Origin of the sequence: Sphingobium indicum B90A (assembly GCF_000264945.2) — a bacterium.
In the GTDB taxonomy this organism is placed as follows: domain Bacteria; phylum Pseudomonadota; class Alphaproteobacteria; order Sphingomonadales; family Sphingomonadaceae; genus Sphingobium; species Sphingobium indicum.
Genome location: NZ_CP013070.1, coordinates 56058 through 73352 on the forward strand (window position 1 = coordinate 56058; position 17295 = coordinate 73352).

Sequence of the window (17295 nt, forward strand, 5' to 3'; positions counted from 1 at the left end):
TCAGGACGAACGGTGGTTATTCAGGAAGCGAGTTTGGTGGAATGACGCCCGAACAACAATTCCGCGCCGTGGCGGCGGAAAAGATCATGATCTTCGACGGCGGCTACGGCACGTCGATCCAGAAGCACGGCCTGACAGAGGCGGATTATCGCGGGTCGCTCGACCTGGCGAAGGACCAGAAGGGCAATAACGACCTCCTGTGCCTGACCCGCCCGGACATCGTGGAGGGCATCCACGCCGCCTATCTGGATGCCGGCGCGGACATGATCGAAACCAACACCTTCTCCTCCACCAAGATCGCCATGGCCGATTATGGCTGCGAGCATCTGGTGCGGGACATCAACGTCGCCGCCGCGCAAATCGCCCGCAAGGCATGCGAAGCCGCGAGCGCGAAGGACGGCCGCCCGCGCTTCGTGGCCGGGTCCATCGGCCCGACGAACAAGACCCTGTCGATTTCGCCCGACGTCAACGACCCCGCCTATCGGGAGGTCGACTATGACACGCTGAAGGCCGACTATCGCGAACAATGCGACGCGCTGATCGAGGGCGGGGTGGATTTCCTGCTGGTGGAAACCTGCTTCGACACGCTGAACGCCAAGGCGGCGGGCATGGCGGCGCGGGAGGCGGAGGCGGGGGCCGGACGGCCCGTGCCGCTGATGCTGAGCTTCACCATCACCGACATGTCGGGCCGCAACCTGTCCGGCCATACGATCAACGCCTTCTGGTATTCGCTGCGGCATTTGAAGCCGCTGACCATCGGCGTGAACTGCGCCTTCGGGGCGGACCTGCTGCGGCCTTATCTCAGCGAACTGGCGAAGAATGCCGACACGCTGATCCTGGCCTATCCCAATGCGGGCCTGCCCAACGAACTGGGGCAATATGACGAACTGCCCGAAACGACGGCGAAGCTGATCCGCCAGTGGGTGGATGAGGGGCTGGTCAACATGGTCGGCGGCTGCTGCGGCACCACGCCCGCGCATATCGGCGCGGTGGCGAAGGCGCTGGCGGGGCAGAAGCCGCGCCAGGTGCCGGAACTGCCGGTGGTGACGCGGCTCGCGGGCCTGGAACCCATGCATATCGCGGCGTAAAATAATGTTCCCCCTCCCGCAGGCGGGAGGGGGTTAGGGGGGTGGGCCGATCCAGGCGCTGTCCCCGGAAAAGCCCACCCCCAGCCTCTCCCGCTTGCGGGAGGGGAGCAGGTAGTAAAATGACTGAGACCTCCCCCGATCTTTCCCGCGCCAATTTCGTCAACATCGGCGAACGCACCAACGTCACCGGATCGGCCAAGTTCAAGAAGCTGATCATGGCGGGCGACTATGCCGCGGCCATCGACATCGCCCGCGATCAGGTGGAGAACGGCGCGCAGATCGTCGACGTCAACATGGACGAGGGCCTGCTCGACGCGGTCGAGGCGATGACGACCTTCCTCAAGCTCATGACGTCGGAACCGGACATCAGCCGGGTTCCGGTGATGATCGACTCCTCCAAATGGGAAGTGATCGAGGCGGGCCTGAAATGCGTCAGCGGCAAGCCGGTCGTGAACTCCATCAGCATGAAGGAGGGCGAAGAGGCCTTCCTGCATCACGCCCGCCTCTGCATGGCCTATGGCGCGGCGGTGGTCGTCATGGCGTTCGACGAGACCGGCCAGGCCGACACCAAGGACCGCAAGGTCGAGATTTGCGAACGCGCCTACAAGCTGCTGCTGTCCATCGACTTCCCGCCGGAGGACATCATCTTCGACCCCAATATCTTCGCCGTGGCGACCGGGATCGAGGAGCACAATAATTACGGCGTAGACTTCATCGAGGCCTGTCGGGAGATCAAGAAGCGCTGCCCGCACGTCCATATTTCGGGCGGCCTGTCGAACTTCTCCTTCTCCTTCCGCGGCAATGAGCCGGTGCGGCGGGCGATGCATTCGGTCTTCCTCTACCACGCCATTCCCGCCGGCCTCGACATGGCCATCGTCAACGCCGGCCAGCTAGACGTCTATGACGCCATCGACCCGGCGCTGCGCAAGGCGTGCGAGGATGTGCTGCTGAACAGCGATCCCGAAGCGGGCGAGCGGCTGGTGGCGCTGGCCGAAAGCTACAAGGGCAAGGACGCCGCCGCCGAAAAGGCTTCGCAGGAATGGCGCGGCTGGCCGGTCGCCAAGCGGCTGGAACATGCGCTGGTCAAGGGCATCGACATGTATGTGGTCGAGGATACGGAGGAAGCCCGCCTCGCCGCCGAAAAGCCCATCCAGGTGATCGAAGGCCCGCTGATGGACGGCATGAACGTGGTCGGCGACCTGTTCGGCGCGGGCAAGATGTTCCTGCCGCAGGTCGTCAAGTCCGCCCGCGTCATGAAGAAGGCGGTCGCGCACCTCCTCCCCTTCATCGAGGCGGCGAAGGAACCGGGCGCGAAGGGGAAGGGCAAGATCGTGATGGCGACGGTCAAGGGCGACGTCCACGACATCGGCAAGAATATCGTCGGCGTCGTGCTCCAGTGCAACGGCTTCGAGGTGATCGACCTGGGCGTCATGGTGCCGTGGCAGGACATCATCAGGGCCGCGAACGAGAATGACGCCGACATGATCGGCCTGTCGGGCCTCATCACCCCCTCGCTGGACGAGATGGTGACGGTCGCGGCGGAAATGCAGCGGGCGGAAATGACCATGCCGCTGCTGATCGGCGGCGCGACGACATCGCGGGTGCATACCGCGCTGCGCATCGATCCCGCGTTCAAGGGGCCGGTGGTCCATGTGCTGGACGCCAGCCGGGCGGTGGGCGTGGCGACGGCGCTGGTGTCCGAAACGCAGAAGGATGATTTCGTCGCCAGGACCAAGGACGATTACGACCATGTCCGCAAGGCGCGCGAGGGCAAGGGGCAGAGCAAGCTGCTCGACATCGAGGAAGCGCGGGCCAACGCCTTCGAGATCGATGAGAGCCTGAAACCCGGCAAGCCCCGCCTGCCCGGCGTCCACCGCTTCCCGGACTGGGACTTGAAGGATCTGCGCAACTATATCGACTGGACGCCCTTCTTCCGCGCCTGGGAACTGGCGGGCAATTATCCCGCGATCCTGGACGACGAGGTGGTCGGCGAAAGCGCGACCAGCCTGTTCAACGACGCGCAGGCGATGCTGGACCGCATCGTCAACGAGAAGTGGCTGACGGCGCGGGGCGTGGCGGGCCTGTGGCCGTGCCGCCGGGAGGGCGACGACATCATCGTCCATGTCGAGGATGAGAAACATGTCACCCTGCCGATGCTGCGCCAGCAGATCGCCAAGCGTGAGGGCAGGGCCAATATGTGCCTCGCCGACTTCATCAGCCATGACGGCGACTGGATGGGCGGTTTCGCCGTGTCGATCCACGGCATCGAGCCGCATCTGGCCCGCTTCAAGAACGCCATCGACGATTATTCGGACATATTGCTCAAGGCGCTGGCCGACCGTCTGGCCGAAGCCTTCGCCGAGCGGCTGCACCATTATGTCCGCACCGCGCTCTGGGGCTATGCGGAGGGCGAGCAGCTCACCAACGAGGCGCTGATCAAGGAACAATATCGCGGCATCCGCCCCGCGCCGGGCTATCCCGCCTGTCCGGAACATAGCCTGAAACCGCTGCTGTTCGACATGCTGGACGCGCATCACGCGACCGGGATTTCGTTGACGGAGAGCTTCGCGATGCTGCCGACGGCGGCGGTCAGCGGCTTCTATTTCGGGCACCCGCAGGCCGAATATTTCGGCGTGGCGCGGATCGGGCGCGACCAGTTGGAGGATTACGCCCGGCGGCGCGGGGTGGACCTGGAAACGGCGGAACGCTGGCTGCGGCCCAATCTGGACTGAACCCTGGCCTTATGAACACCGTGCTCCTGCGGAGGCAGGAGCCCAGTTCAGACGGTTCGATGATAGACGGACGCCGGAACTGGGTTCCTGCCTTCGCAGGAACGCGATGTGCATTCTTCACCGCGCCTCGTGGTTCGCCGCGACCGCCTTCGCCACCGCCTGCATCAACTGCCAGCGCGTGGGGATCGGCTCGGTGGTGCTGCCGATCATCACCGCCACCGCATAGCTGGTGCCGTCCGGCGCGGTCATGATGCCGATGTCGTTGAACCCGGTCGACCGCGCGCCCAGTTCCTGCCCCGTGCCGGTCTTGTGCAGATAATGCCAGCCCGCCGGCACGCCGCCCTTTATCCGTTGCGGCCCGGTCTTCGCCTCGCTCATGATCGACATCAGCAGTTGCGACGACGCGGGCGAGAGCATGTCGTTCTGCTTCAACTTCGCCAGAGCCTGCACGATGGAGGAGGGCGCGGCCCCGTCCGGCGGGCTGGCGAGATAATTGTCCAGCGCCTTCTGCCGCACCGCCATGGGCAGCCTGGCCCGCGCCGCGTAGAAATTGCGGCCGATGGAATAATCCTGCCGCCATTCCAGCCCCGCCGTCGTGGATTGCAGCAGCCGCTCGCCGGGGCCGAAGCGGATGTCCTTGATGTAGCGACGCGCCAGATAGCCGCGCACCGCGTCCGGCCCGCCGACGGCGCGCAGCAGCGCGTCGTTGGCGGTATTGTCGCTCTGCGTCATGGCGCGGCGCATCAGGTCGGAATAGGTGGTCGTCCAGCCCGAATTGCCCACCAGCGCGGCGGTCGGCTGGTGGAAGAGGGTCAGATCCTTCTTCGTTATGGTGGTGCTGTCGCTCAGGCGGATCTTGCCCCGGTCCACCGCGTCGAGGAAGGTCATCGACACCCACAGTTTCGACACGCTCTGCTGCGGGAAGAGCAGATTGCCGTTCCACGCGACCGTCCAGTCGCTGCCGATGCGGCGCACGGCGATGCCGACCTTGCCGTTGAAGCTTTGCCCCAGATTGCGGACCACGCTGACCAGTCCGGGCGGCGGGGTTTCCCGCTGGTCGACCTTCAGCGCCTCGAAGGGCTTGGGCGGATTGGCGACCGGCTTGATCGGGAAGGTCGCGGTGGAGGGCTGCGGCCGCTGCTGGACCGCCGCATAGGGTTGCTGCGGCGCGCTGACGCAGGCCGAAAGCGCCGCCATCAACAGCACGGGACGGCCCCAGCCGCCCCTGCCGCCATTCGGGCCGCCGCCATTTGGACGCCCGCCGCGCCCTTCCTTGGAAATGATCATCGAAATCCCCGCACTCTCCTTGTCCATTAGGGTTCAGACCCGCGACGGGTGACAAGAATCATGCGACGAACGATTCCACAAATGCGATGTAAGGAGGCTGAACGGGACATGCCTTAACTCAGTTGAGGTTCAGGCGAAGGCCTGCAAGAAAGCGTCCATGATGAACCGGCGAACCATGATGCGGGGCGCGGCGGCGCTGATCGCTGGCGGCATGCTGCCCGCGAAGGCCTGGGCGGCGCCCTTCGTCTCCCGCCGGATCGCGGTGACGGTGCGGGGGGCCGGGCGCGACGTCGTGCTGATCGCCGGGCTGGCGAGCGGGCCGGGGCTGTGGAACGGAGTGGTCGGCGCGCTGCCCGGCTATCGCTGGCATCTGGTCCATGTGCGGGGTTTCGCGGGCCTGCCCGCCGACGCCAACGCCAGCGGCCCGCTGGTCCAGCCGCTGGCGGACGAGATCGCCCGCTATATCGCGGCGGCGGGGCTGGACCGGCCCGCCATCGTCGGCCACAGCATGGGCGGCACGCTGGCGATGATGCTGGGTTTGAAGGGGCTGGCCGGGCGGCTGATGGTGGTCGACATGCTGCCCGAAGGGGCGGCGATGGTCGGCGGCACGGCGCAGGGGCTGGGCTTCCTGGCCGACCAGCTAGGCCAATATTTCACGGGGACAAAGGCGGGACGCGCCTATCTGGCGCAGATGCTGGCGGAAATGCCGGGGGCCAGGGGCAGCGATCCGGACGTGATCGCCAATGCGCTGCGCGACCTCGCCAACGTCGACCTTGGCCCGCAACTGGCGCGGCTGACCGCGCCGATGGAGGTGGTCTATGCCGTGGGCGGCGACGCGAAGCAGGCGGGCGAGATCGGCCGCACCTTCCGCACGGCCTATGCCGCCAAGCGCGGCGTTCGGCTGGTGCCCATCGGTCCCAGCGGCCATGTCGTCATGGCGGACCAGCCTGCGCGCTTCAACGCGGTGCTGGGCGATTTTCTGAAGACGGTTTGACGCCGATCAAAGCGGGGGAGGCATGGCCGGCGCATAAGGGGCGCGGCGCTTGCAGCGTCACTCCTCTTCCTCATGGCGCAGCGCGATGGACCGCTGCGCCACCTTTTTTCGTGCATTAGGTTGATACAGCCTAAGGCGCCAGCACGGTATCCACCGCCTGCGGCAGCATGTTCGGATAGTCGAGCGTATAGTGGAGCCCCCGGCTCTCCTTGCGATGCAACGCCGAACGCACGACCAGCCGCGCCACCTCCAGCAGGTTGCGCAATTCGATCAGGTCGGGCGTCACGCGGAAATGGCCGTAATATTCGTCCACTTCCTTCGCCAGCAGGTCGATGCGGTGCTGGGCGCGCTCCAGCCGCTTGGTGGTGCGGACGATGCCGACATAGTCCCACATGAAGCGGCGGATTTCCTTCCAATTATGCTGGACGATGACCTCTTCGTCGGAATTGGTGACGCGGCTTTCGTCCCACGGGCGGACCGGCGGGGGCGCGGGCAGTTCATCCCAATGGGCGCGGATATGCCGGGCGGCGGCCTCCCCGAAGACGAAACATTCCAGCAGCGAATTGGACGCGAGGCGGTTGGCCCCGTGCAGCCCGCTCTCGGTCACTTCCCCCGCCGCATAGAGGCCCGGCAGGTCGGTGCGCCCGTCCAGATCGATCACCACCCCGCCGCAGGTATAATGCTGCGCCGGGACGACCGGGATCGGCTCCTTCGTGATGTCGATGTCCAGGTCCAGCAGGCGCGCATAGATGGTCGGAAAATGGGTGCGCACGAATTCCGGCGGCTTGTGGCTGATGTCCAGATGGACATAGTCCAGGCCCAGCCGCTTGATCTCATGGTCGATGGCGCGGGCCACCACGTCGCGGGGCGCCAGTTCGGCGCGCTTGTCGAAGCGGGGCATGAACCGCTCCCCGCCGCCGGGCACGCCGGGGGGCAGCTTCAGATGCCCGCCCTCGCCGCGCACGGCCTCGGTGATCAGGAAATTCTTGACCTCCAGATTGTAGAGGCAGGTCGGGTGAAACTGGTTCATCTCCATGTTGGAGACGCGGCATCCCGCGCGCCAGGCCATGGCGATGCCGTCCCCGGTCGCGCCCCTGGGCGCGGTGGAGAAGAGATAGGTCCGCCCCGCGCCCCCGGTGCAGAGGATGGTCGCGCGGCCCAAAATGGCGTCGACATGCCCGCTCTGCTTGTTGAAGGCGTAGACGCCCCAGACATGGCCGTCGCCCGAATAGCGCTCCCCATGGCGGCTGGTGATCAGATCGACGGCGACCCGGTCCTCCAGCAGGGTGATGTTGGGATTGGCGCGGGCCGCCTTCAACAGGGCGACCTGCACGGCATGGCCGGTGGCGTCGTCGACATGGACGATGCGCCGGTGGCTGTGGCCGCCTTCGCGGGTCAGGTGCCAGCGCTCCCCGAATTCCTCGCCCCCGTTAAAGGGCACGCCCAGTTCCGCCAGCCGCTCGATGGCGGCGGGGGCTTCGGAAACGACGAATTCGACGGTGCTGCGGTCGTTCAACCCCGCGCCGGCGACCATCGTATCCTCGATATGCGCCTCGAAACTGTCCCCGGCGTCGAGCACGGCGGCGATCCCCCCCTGCGCCCAGTTGGTGGACCCGCCGTCCAGCGCCCCCTTGGCCAGCACCACGACCTTGCGGTCCTGCGCCAGGTTGATGGCGGCCGTCAGCCCCGCCGCGCCGGAACCGATGATGACGACGTCATAGGTGGTGATGGGCATAGGGTCTTCTTACTCCCCTCCCGCGGGCGGGAGGGGTTGGGGGTGGGCTTGCACGAGGGCTGCCATGATATGCGACAGCACGCCTTCGATATTCCCTATCACTTCCGCATTCTGAAAGCGCAAGACGGTAAAGCCCAGTTCGCGACAGCAGGCGTCGCGGCGGGCGTCATATTCCGCACTGTCGTCGTGGGTGGAGCCGTCCAGTTCGATGATGAGCTTCGCTTCGCGACAGAGGAAGTCGCAGAAATAGGGACCGAGCGGCATCTGGCGGCTGAATTTATGGCCATTGAGTTGGCGGTTGCGCAGGCGCTGCCAAAGGAACCGCTCAGGCGGAGAGGCCTCGTTCCTCAGGGATTTTGCGCGAGGCGTATTCCTGCTTCTGAAGGGTCGCGCCTGCCCACCCCCTAACCCCCTCCCGCCTGCGGGAGGGGGAGAGGCATCGCTCTCCCTCACGCCGCCGCGGTCAGGTTCAGGAACACATCCTCCAGGTCCGGATCGCGCGTCACCACGTCGACGATGGAAAGCCCGCTCGCCTGCACGGCGCTCAGCACCTGCCCGGCATTGGCGCGGTTCTTCATATAGGTGATGGTCAGCGTGCGCTCGTCCGACAGTTCGACCTTCTCGAAACAGGGGTCGGCGGGCGGCGTCGCGATGTCGCGGTCCACCGTCACCTGCACCACCTTCTCCTGCGCCATGGCGATCAGTTCGCGGGTCGGCTTGTCGGTGATCACCTTGCCATGGTTGATGATGCCGATGCGGTCGCACAGCTCCTCGGCTTCCTCCAGATAGTGGGTCGTCAGCACGATGGTCACGCCCTGCCGGTTCAATTCCCGCACATAGGCCCAGAGCTGTTGCCGAAGCTGCACGTCGACGCCGGCGGTCGGTTCGTCCAGCACCAGGATCGGCGGCGAATGCACCATCGCCTTCGCCACCAGCAACCGGCGCTTCATGCCCCCCGACAGGGTGCGGGCATAGGCGTCCGCCTTGTCCTCCAGATGCACGGCGCGCAGCAATTCCATCGACCGGCGGCGGTCCTTGGGCACGCCATAATAGCCCGCCTGATTCTCCAGCGTCTCGAACGGCGTGAAGAAGGGATCGAAGACGATCTCCTGCGGCACGATGCCGATGCTGTTCTTGGCGTTGCGGGGATTCTGGTCGATGTCGAAGCCCCATATCCTGGCGCTGCCGCCGGTCTTGTTGACCAGCCCTGCGAGAATGTTGATCGTGGTTGATTTCCCCGCGCCGTTCGGCCCCAGCAGGCCGTAAATCTGCCCTCGCGGGATCGAGAGGCTGATATTGTCGAGCGCGCGCTTGCCGCCCTTATAGACCTTGGAAAGGTTTGTGATCTCGATGGCGGCTTGCGGGGCGGGGGAGGGGAAAGTGTCGGTCATGGCTGCCTATCTGGTGCGAAACAGCAGAAAATCAAAGCTGCGTGCTCCTGCGAAGGCAGGAGCCTAGATCAAACATCGGAACTGGGCTCCTGCCTTCGCAGGAGCACGGCAGGCTGTAAAGCCAAGGCGTCCTCTAAAATTCGTCGGCGGCGTCCAGCAGGGCGGTGAGCTTCCTCGGCGCCACCTCCCGCCAGCTACGATGCAGCCGCTCGCCGATCTGGTCCCAGTCCGTATCCCCCAGGTCGAGCCGGATGCCCACCCAGCCGTCCCCGAAATAGGCGGGCCGGTAATAGCGCGCCGGATCGCTTTCGATCAGCATCGCCTGCTCCTCGGGCGCGGTGGTCTTGACGAGGATGGCGATCACGCCGTCGCCATGACGGTCCTGCGTGAAATAGGCGAATTTCTTGCCCTTCTCGATCCCGAAGCAGGGCATGCCGTGCGACGTCACCTCATCCGCCTGCGGCAGGGCCAGGGCGCGCTCCCGCACCTTGTTCAGCAGCCATTCGGGCTGCCGCTCGCGAGTCACGAAATCGGCCAGCGTGCGGGAATAAAGCTGATGCTCGGCGATCAGGATGCGCGCCGCCAGGCTCTCGGCGGTGTCGCCGGGCAGGATCGCGACTTCGGTCTGGCCCAGCACCGGCCCGTCGTCCAGTTCGGCGGTGACGATATGGACGGAGCAGCCCGCATGGGTATCGCCCGCGTCCAGCGCCTTCTGGTGGGTGTCCAGACCCTTATATTTGGGCAGCAGGCTGGGATGGATATTGAGCATCCGCCCCTCCCACCCCGCGACGAACTCCGGCGAGAGCAGGCGCATATAGCCCGCCAGCGCCACATATTCCGCCCCCGCCTTGCGCAGTTCCGCGTCGATGACGGCGTCGAACTCGGCGCGCTTCATCCCCTTGTGGCTCTGCCCGAAGGTGGCGACGCCCTCGGCGGCCGCCAGCGCCAGGCCGGGCGCTTCGGGATCGTTGGCCGCGACCAGCACGATCTCATAGGGGCAGGACGGATGTTTGGCGGCATAAAGCAAGGCCGCCATGTTCGAACCGCGCCCGGAAATCAGAACGCCGACTTTGGCTTTGGTCATTTCTTGCGACCTCCGTTCGTCCTGAGTAGCCGCTGAGCCCTTCGACAGGCTCAGGACAGGCTTGTCGAAGCGGCGTATCGAAGGATGTTTTGCGCCCAGAGCCATGCTTCGATACGGGCCTTCGACTTCGCTCAGTCCCTACTCAGCACGAACGGGGGAAATTTACCCCAGATGCGTCGCGGTCCAGTCCGCCTTGGCGCTCCATGTTTCCTGCGATCCCTTGACCGTGCAGCCCTTCTCGCCCGCTTCCACGGTGCCGACGCGAACCACCGTCTCGCCCGCCGCTTCCAGTTCAGCCGCCACGGCGTCCGCGCCATCCGCATCCACCGCCAGCACCATGCCGACGCCGCAGTTGAAGGTGCGCGCCATCTCTTCCGGCTCGATATTCCCCTGCGCCTGCAGGAAGGCCATCAGGCGCGGCTGTTCCCAGCCATCGGCATCGACCACCGCATGGGTTCCTTCGGGCAGCACGCGCGGAATATTCTCCAGCAGGCCGCCGCCGGTGATATGGGCCAGCGCATGGATCTTCCCCGCCCGCACCAGCGGCAGCAGCGACTTCACGTAAATCCGCGTCGGCGCCATCAGCGCGTCGATCAGCAGCACTTCATTGTCGAAGATCGCCGGACGGTTGAGCTTCCAGCCCTTGTCGGCGGCCAGGCGGCGCACCAGCGAAAAACCGTTGCTGTGCACGCCCGATGAAGCAAGGCCCAGCAGCACGTCGCCCGCTTTCACCCGGTTGCCGGTCAGCGCCTGGGACCGCTCCACCGCGCCCACGCAGAAACCGGCCAGATCATAGTCGCCCGGCCCATACATGCCCGGCATCTCGGCGGTCTCGCCGCCGATCAGCGCGCAACCCGCCTGCCTGCACCCTTCGGCGATGCCCGCGATCACCCGTTCGGCGACGCCGCTCTCCAGCTTGCCGGTGGCGTAATAGTCCAGGAAAAAGAGCGGCTCGGCCCCCTGCACGATCAGGTCGTTGGCGCACATGGCGACCAGGTCGATGCCCACGCCGTCATGGGCGTCATGATCGATGGCCAGCTTCAGCTTGGTGCCCACGCCGTCATTGGCCGCGACCAGCAGCGGATCGTCGTAACCGGCCGCCTTCAGGTCGAAGAAACCGCCAAAGCCGCCCAGTTCCGCGTCGGCGCCGGGGCGTCGGGTGGCCTTGGCCAGCGGGGCGATGGCGCGGACCAGCGCATTGCCCGCGGCGATGTCGACGCCAGCCTTGGCGTAGCTGTAGGATTCGGTGTCGCTCATGCTGAGCGCCACTAGAGCAATGTACAGGAAAACGGAACGGGAAATGGGTTGCCGCTTGGCAGGGCAGGCAAATCCCGCCAAAAGGACGCGCGTGAGCCTGCCCATTGTCCTTCGCGGCCTTCGATTTCGGCCTCTGAACCTGATTCGCGCCCCAATGCGGATGCTGTCGCGACCGCTCCAGATTCTGGGCGCCGTCGCGCTCGGCCTCGCGGCGGCGGCCCTGTTCGCGCAGATGGAGGGGGAACGCGGCGTTCCGCCCATCGCCAGCGGCGGCGATTTTCAGGTCAGCCATGTGAAGGTCGACGTCTTCGCCAGGGATGCGTTCAGCGCCCGGCAGGCGGGCTGGCGGCTGGCGCAGCGGCGGGCGTGGCAGATGCTCTGGACTCGCACCCATGGCGGAACCGGCGCGCCGGGCCTGTCCGATTCGCAGCTTGAAGGCATGATCTCCGGCATAGAGATCGAATATGAGCAGGCCGGTCCCAACCGCTATGTCGCGACGCTGGGCGTCATGTTCGACCGGGCGCGCACCGGGCAGGTGCTGGGCGTCACCGGCAGCAATGTCGTGCATTCGCCGCCGCTGCTGGTGATCCCGGTGCTGTGGGACGGCGGTTCGGCCGTGTCCTATGAACGGATCAATGAGTGGCAGAAGGCCTGGGCGCGCTTCCGCACCGGGGACAGCGCCATCGACTATGTGCGCGTGGCCGGGTCGATCGCCGATCCGATCCTGCTGAACGCCGGACAGACCGGACGGCGCGGGCGGCTGTGGTGGCGCGTGCTGCTCGACCAATATGGCGCGGCGGACGTGGTGATCCCCATCGCCCGGCTCGACCGCCAATATCCCGGCGGCCCCGTGACCGGCACCTTCACCGCCCGCTATGGCCCCGACAATTTCCTGATCGGCAGCTTTTCCCTGCGCGCCTCCAGCGACAGCGCGATCCCGCAGATGATGGATCAGGCGGCGCAGCGGATCGACCAGCTCTACACCCAGGCGCTGAACGACGGCCGCCTGCGCCCCGATCCGTCGCTGATCATCGAGGAGCCGGTCGATCCCGACGCGCTGGCCATCGAAAACGCCGCCGACCTGCCCGTGGAGATGCTGGACGCGCCGACGCCCGCCGCCGCGACCGGCAGCTTCGCGATCCAGTTCGACACGCCCGACGTTGGATCGGTGGCGCAGGGGGAGGCGGCGCTGCGCTCCATCCCCGGCGTCCGCTCCGCCGCGACCAGCAGCCTGGCGCTGGGCGGCACGTCGGTCATGCAGGTCAGCTTCGACGGCACGGTCGACGCGCTGCGCGCCGCGCTGACGGCCAGGGGCTATGGCGTGGCGGTGTCCGGCAACACGCTGCGCATCCGCCGCGCCGCCGCCGGAACCGCCCCGGCGCAATGAGACAGATCAGCCTGCCGTTCGACCGGCCAATACACGCAGGCTCTCAGGCGAAGGCCGACGAATTCCTGGTCAGCGAAGCCAACCGCATCGCCGTCCGCCATCTGGAGAACTGGCGCGGCTGGCCGCTGGCGGTCAGCGTGCTGAGCGGCCCGCCCTTGTCCGGCCGTTCGACGCTGGGCCGCCATTTCGCCGCGCAGAGCGGCGGCGCGGTGATCGACGATGCGCAGCGGCAGGACGAGCGGACCCTGTTCAATGCCTGGAACGACGCGCAGACGGCGCAGCGCCCCCTGCTGCTGATCGCCGACGCGCCGCCCGCGATCTGGCAGGTGGCCTTGCCCGACCTGCGTTCCCGCCTGGCCGCCGCGCCGCACGTCGCGCTGGAGGAACCGGACGAGGCGCTGGCCCGCGCCCTGATCGAACGTTCCCTGTCCTCGGCGGGGGCCAGCTATGCCGCCGACCTGCCCGAATGGCTGCTGCGCCGCATCGAACGCAGCTATGCCGCCATCGCGGCGGCGACGCGCCTGCTGGACGAGGCTGCATTGTCATCAGGACGCAAGATTTCTACCGCTATGGCGAAACATGTCCTGCAAGGCGCGGGATTTTTGCCTATAGTCCCGGACTGACCCGGTTCTGAAACGATGAGAGACATGTGGCCGAAGCCGACCCCTCCGCCAGCCTGACGCTGCCCGGCGATCGCTATTTCAACCGGGAACTGTCCTGGCTGGCGTTCAACCAGCGCGTGCTGGAGGAGGCGATGAACCGCGCCCATCCGCTGCTGGAACGGCTGCGCTTCCTGTCCATCTCCGGCGCCAATCTGGACGAATTCTTCTCCGTCCGCGTGGCGGGCCTGAAGGGGCAGCAGTTGCAGGATGTCGACATGCGCTCCGCCGACGGGCTGACCCCCGCGCAGCAGCTTGCCGCCATCACGGAGGAGACGGCCCGGCTGATGGGCGCGCAGCAGAAGGTGTGGGGCGCGCTGCACGGCGAACTGGGGCGGGTGGGGATAGAGGTGATCGGCCCTTCGACCCCGCTGGACGCAAGCTGCGAAAACTGGCTGCGCGACCATTTCCTGACCCAGATCTTCCCCATCCTGACGCCCCAGGCGCTGGACCCGGCGCATCCCTTCCCCTTCATCCCCAATCAGGGCCTGTCCATCGTCTTCGACCTGGAACGGCTGTCGGACAAGGAATCGATCCGCGAACTGGTGATGATCCCCTCCTCGCTCGCCCGCTTCGTGCGCATGCCGGGCGACATAGCGCGCTACATGGCGCTGGAGGCGGTGATCCGGCGCTTCTCCGCCGATCTCTTCCCCGGCTACCGCGTCCGCAACAGCGGCGTGTTCCGCATCATCCGCGACAGCGACATCGAAATAGAGGAAGAGGCGGAGGATCTCGTCCGCTATTTCCGCAGCGCCATCAAGCGCCGGCGCCGGGGCCGCGTGATCCGCATGGAGATAGAGGAGCGCATCCCCGAACCCGTCGAGGAGATGCTCCAGGACATGCTCCAGGGCCATGAGGCGATCATCGCGGAGGTGGAGGGCTTCGTCGGCATCGGCGACCTCAGCGGCATCGTCGAGGAGGATCGGCCCGACCTCAAGTTCGAACCCTATGCCCCCCGCTTCCCCGAACGCATCCGCGAATATGGCGGCGATTGCTTCGCCGCGATCCGGGCGAAGGACATCGTCGTCCACCATCCCTATGAGGCGTTCGACGTGGTGGTCTCCTTCCTGAAGCAGGCGGCCAGCGACCCCGATGTCGTCGCGATCAAGCAGACGCTCTACCGCGCCGGCAAGCAGTCCGCGATCATCCGCGCCCTGATCGACGCGGCGGAGGCGGGCAAGTCCGTGACCGCCGTGGTCGAACTCAAGGCCCGCTTCGACGAGGAGCAGAACCTGATGTGGGCCGACGCGCTGGAACGCGCGGGCGTGCAGGTGGTCTACGGCTTCATCGACTGGAAGACCCATGCCAAGGTGTCGATGGTCGTCCGGCGGGAGGGGGAGCAGTTCCGCACCTACTGCCATTTCGGCACCGGCAACTATCATCCGGTGACGGCGCGCATCTATACCGACCTCAGCTTCTTCACCGCCGACCCCGCCTATGGCCGCGACGCGGCGGCGCTGTTCAACTACATCACCGGCTATGTCGAGCCGCAGCGGCTGGAAAAGCTGGTCATGTCGCCCCGCGACCTGCGCGACCGGCTGTGCAATCTGATCGATGCGGAGATCGAGCATGTCCGCGCCGGGCGGCCGGGCACCATCTGGGCGAAGATGAATTCGCTGGTCGATCCGGCGATCATCGAAAAACTCTATGCGGCCAGCAATGCGGGGGTTCAGATCGACCTCATCGTGCGCGGCATATGCTGCCTGCGGCCGGGCGTGCCGGGCATGTCGGACAATATCCGGGTGAAGTCGGTCGTCGGCCGCTTCCTGGAACATAGCCGCATCACCGTGTTCGGCAATGGCAAGGCGCTGCCCAACAACGGCGCGAAAGTCTATATCAGTTCGGCCGACTGGATGCCGCGCAATTTCGACCGGCGCGTCGAGTTCCTGGCCCCGGTCGAAAACCCCACTGTGCACGACCAGATACTGGACCAGGTGATGGTCGCCAACCTGATCGACACCGAACAAAGCTGGGTGCTGGACAGCGAGGGCCATTACAGCCGGGTGGAGGCGACCGACCGCCCCTTCAACCTGCACCGCTATTTCATGACCAACCCGTCGCTTTCGGGCCGCGGCGCGTCGCTGGACAGCGTGGCGGTGCCGACGCTGCGCCTGCGCGGGCGGGCCTGACGCGCATGAATTCCATGCTGAGCCAGGTCCGGGCGATCGCGCCGGGCATGGCGACCTCGCCCCAACAGGCGAAGGCGCGCACGGCGATCATCGACATCGGCTCCAACAGCGTGCGCCTGGTCGTCTATGACGGGCCGCGCCGCATTCCCTTCATCCTCTTCAACGAAAAGGTGATGGCCGGGCTGGGCGCGTCGCTGGGCAGGACCGGCCGGATCGAGCCGGAGGCGATGGAGCGCGGCCTGCGCGCCGCCGGCCGATTCGCCCATCTCTGCCGGGAGATGGAGGTGCAGGAGGTGCGCTGCGTCGCCACCGCCGCCGTCCGCGACGCGGAAAATGGCGACGAATTCATCCGCCGCGCCAGGGAGATGGGGCTGGAGGTCGAACTGCTGACCGGCGGGCAGGAAGCGGTTGCGGCGGCCCATGGCGTGCTGTCGGGCATTCCCGGCGCGGACGGCATCGTCGGCGACCTGGGCGGCGGCAGCCTGGAACTGGCCCGCATCCGCGACGGCGCGGTGCATGAGACGATATCGCTGCCGCTGGGCGTGCTGCGCCTGCCGCAGATCCGCGCCAAGGGTCCGGCGGTGCTGGAACGGATGGTGCGGAAGATGCTGGCGAAGGCGGGCTGGGACGCGCCTGCGGACTTGCCCTTCTACCTGGTCGGCGGGTCGTGGCGCGCATTGGCCCGGTTCGACATGGAACTGACCCGGTTCCCGCTGCCGGTCGTCCACCAATATGAAATGCCCGCCACCCGCGCCGAACAGTTGACGCGCATCGTGTCCCATGTCGGCAAGGCGCGGTTCAAGGATATTCCCCAGATCACCGGATCGCGCGTGCCCACCCTGCCGGACGCGGCGGCGCTGCTGTCGGTGATCGTCCGCCAGTTGAAGTCGAGCAGGCTGGTGGTTTCGGCCTATGGCCTGCGCGAAGGCCTGCTGTTCGGCGACCTGCCGCCGGACATCCGGGCGCACGACCCGCTGCTGGTCGCGGCGGAGGCGGAGGGGGAGGCGCAGGCCCGCTTCACCGGCCATGGCGACATGATCGAACGCTGGATCGCGCCGCTGTTCCTGGATGACGGCGACGCCTGGCGGCGCATCCGCCGCGCCGCCTGTCTGCTGGCCGATGTCGGTTGGCGCGCCAATCCCGATTTCCGGTCCGAACGGGGCGTGGAGATCGCGCTGCACAGCAATTGGGTGGGCATCAACGCCGCAGAGCGCGCCATGCTGGCGCAGGCGCTGCACAGCAATTTCGGCGGCGGCCTGTCCACCCCGCCCGGCATCGAACGGCTCGCCCCGCCCGAAGCGCTGCGCCGCGCGACCCTATGGGGTCTGGCGATCAGGCTGGGGCAAAGGCTGTCCGGCGGGGTGGAGGGGCCTTTGCTGGCGTCCCGGCTGGGGATGGAGGGCAATGTGCTCGAACTGCGGTTGCGGAGCGTGGACGCCGACCTTTTCGGGGAAGCGGTCGAGCGGCGGCAGCGGCAATTGGCCCAGGCCATGGGCGTGAAGCACCGGCTGGCCTGGTAGGCCGATGCCCCGGCTGAAACGGGGCATCGGCT

General features: G+C 66.6%; 13 protein-coding genes. 7 read left to right on the plus strand and 6 right to left on the minus strand.

The window, feature by feature from the left end:
* The first annotated feature begins 41 nt into the window (after positions 1-41).
* Entirely contained in the window at positions 42-1088 is a 1047-nt protein-coding gene (locus tag SIDU_RS00325) for a homocysteine S-methyltransferase family protein (protein ID WP_007687491.1), read from the plus strand.
* A gap of 119 nt (positions 1089-1207) precedes the next feature.
* Positions 1208-3820, plus strand: coding sequence for a methionine synthase (gene metH / locus SIDU_RS00330; protein ID WP_007687493.1), 2613 nt, complete (start codon positions 1208-1210; stop codon positions 3818-3820).
* Between the two features lie 117 nt (positions 3821-3937).
* Here the strand turns inward: metH and SIDU_RS00335 are convergent, their stop codons facing one another.
* The gene (locus SIDU_RS00335) at positions 3938-5107 is read right to left on the minus strand and encodes a serine hydrolase (protein ID WP_007687495.1); all 1170 of its coding nucleotides are present in this window, start codon (positions 5105-5107) and stop codon (positions 3938-3940) included.
* Positions 5108-5264: 157 nt separating this feature from the next.
* Between SIDU_RS00335 and SIDU_RS00340 the strand changes: the two genes are divergently transcribed.
* Positions 5265-6101, plus strand: a complete 837-nt coding sequence (locus SIDU_RS00340) for an alpha/beta fold hydrolase (RefSeq protein WP_007687497.1) — start codon at positions 5265-5267, stop codon at positions 6099-6101.
* A 130-nt stretch (positions 6102-6231) separates the two neighbouring features.
* Here the strand turns inward: SIDU_RS00340 and nadB are convergent, their stop codons facing one another.
* The 5 genes from nadB to purM form a co-directional block, all read right to left on the minus strand.
* On the minus strand, positions 6232-7836 hold the full coding sequence (gene nadB, locus SIDU_RS00345; RefSeq protein ID WP_007687502.1) for an L-aspartate oxidase: 1605 nt from the start codon (positions 7834-7836) through the stop codon (positions 6232-6234).
* A 9-nt stretch (positions 7837-7845) separates the two neighbouring features.
* Complete coding sequence (locus tag SIDU_RS00350; protein WP_039980260.1) at positions 7846-8289, minus strand: endonuclease domain-containing protein; 444 nt, start codon at positions 8287-8289, stop codon at positions 7846-7848.
* Positions 8286-9227, minus strand: a complete 942-nt coding sequence (locus SIDU_RS00355; RefSeq protein ID WP_007687506.1) for an ABC transporter ATP-binding protein — start codon at positions 9225-9227, stop codon at positions 8286-8288. The genes SIDU_RS00350 and SIDU_RS00355 overlap by 4 nt, the downstream gene beginning before the upstream one ends.
* Positions 9228-9360: 133 nt before the next feature.
* A complete protein-coding gene (gene purN / locus SIDU_RS00360) occupies positions 9361-10311 on the minus strand; it encodes a phosphoribosylglycinamide formyltransferase (protein WP_007687508.1) in 951 nt (316 codons plus the stop codon).
* Between the two features lie 162 nt (positions 10312-10473).
* Complete coding sequence (gene purM, locus SIDU_RS00365; RefSeq protein ID WP_007687510.1) at positions 10474-11568, minus strand: phosphoribosylformylglycinamidine cyclo-ligase; 1095 nt, start codon at positions 11566-11568, stop codon at positions 10474-10476.
* Positions 11569-11728: 160 nt separating this feature from the next.
* On the opposite strand from purM, the gene SIDU_RS00370 reads away from it, so the two are divergent.
* Genes SIDU_RS00370 through SIDU_RS00385 form a run of 4 tightly spaced genes read left to right on the plus strand, consistent with a single transcriptional unit; the run spans position 11729 to position 17263 of the window.
* Positions 11729-12955: a translocation/assembly module TamB domain-containing protein gene (locus tag SIDU_RS00370; RefSeq protein WP_007687511.1), complete on the plus strand. Its 1227-nt coding sequence runs from the start codon at positions 11729-11731 to the stop codon at positions 12953-12955.
* Positions 12952-13578, plus strand: coding sequence for a P-loop NTPase family protein (locus SIDU_RS00375; RefSeq protein ID WP_007687512.1), 627 nt, complete (start codon positions 12952-12954; stop codon positions 13576-13578). Before SIDU_RS00370 ends, SIDU_RS00375 begins: the two co-directional genes overlap by 4 nt.
* 26 nt (positions 13579-13604) lie before the next feature.
* Positions 13605-15743, plus strand: a complete 2139-nt coding sequence (locus tag SIDU_RS00380; protein WP_007687513.1) for an RNA degradosome polyphosphate kinase — start codon at positions 13605-13607, stop codon at positions 15741-15743.
* Positions 15744-15748: 5 nt separating this feature from the next.
* Positions 15749-17263, plus strand: coding sequence for a Ppx/GppA family phosphatase (locus SIDU_RS00385; protein ID WP_007687514.1), 1515 nt, complete (start codon positions 15749-15751; stop codon positions 17261-17263).
* Positions 17264-17295: the final 32 nt, after the last annotated feature.

Coding starts and splice junctions, on each gene's coding strand:
- SIDU_RS00325 (WP_007687491.1), top strand. CDS start 42: ATGACGCCCGAACAACAATTCCGCGCCGTGGCGGCGGAAAAGATCATG.
- metH (WP_007687493.1), top strand. CDS start 1,208: ATGACTGAGACCTCCCCCGATCTTTCCCGCGCCAATTTCGTCAACATC.
- SIDU_RS00335 (WP_007687495.1), bottom strand. CDS start 5,107: ATGATCATTTCCAAGGAAGGGCGCGGCGGGCGTCCAAATGGCGGCGGC.
- SIDU_RS00340 (WP_007687497.1), top strand. CDS start 5,265: ATGATGAACCGGCGAACCATGATGCGGGGCGCGGCGGCGCTGATCGCT.
- nadB (WP_007687502.1), bottom strand. CDS start 7,836: ATGCCCATCACCACCTATGACGTCGTCATCATCGGTTCCGGCGCGGCG.
- SIDU_RS00355 (WP_007687506.1), bottom strand. CDS start 9,227: ATGACCGACACTTTCCCCTCCCCCGCCCCGCAAGCCGCCATCGAGATC.
- purN (WP_007687508.1), bottom strand. CDS start 10,311: ATGACCAAAGCCAAAGTCGGCGTTCTGATTTCCGGGCGCGGTTCGAAC.
- purM (WP_007687510.1), bottom strand. CDS start 11,568: ATGAGCGACACCGAATCCTACAGCTACGCCAAGGCTGGCGTCGACATC.
- SIDU_RS00370 (WP_007687511.1), top strand. CDS start 11,729: ATGCTGTCGCGACCGCTCCAGATTCTGGGCGCCGTCGCGCTCGGCCTC.
- SIDU_RS00375 (WP_007687512.1), top strand. CDS start 12,952: ATGAGACAGATCAGCCTGCCGTTCGACCGGCCAATACACGCAGGCTCT.
- SIDU_RS00385 (WP_007687514.1), top strand. CDS start 15,749: ATGAATTCCATGCTGAGCCAGGTCCGGGCGATCGCGCCGGGCATGGCG.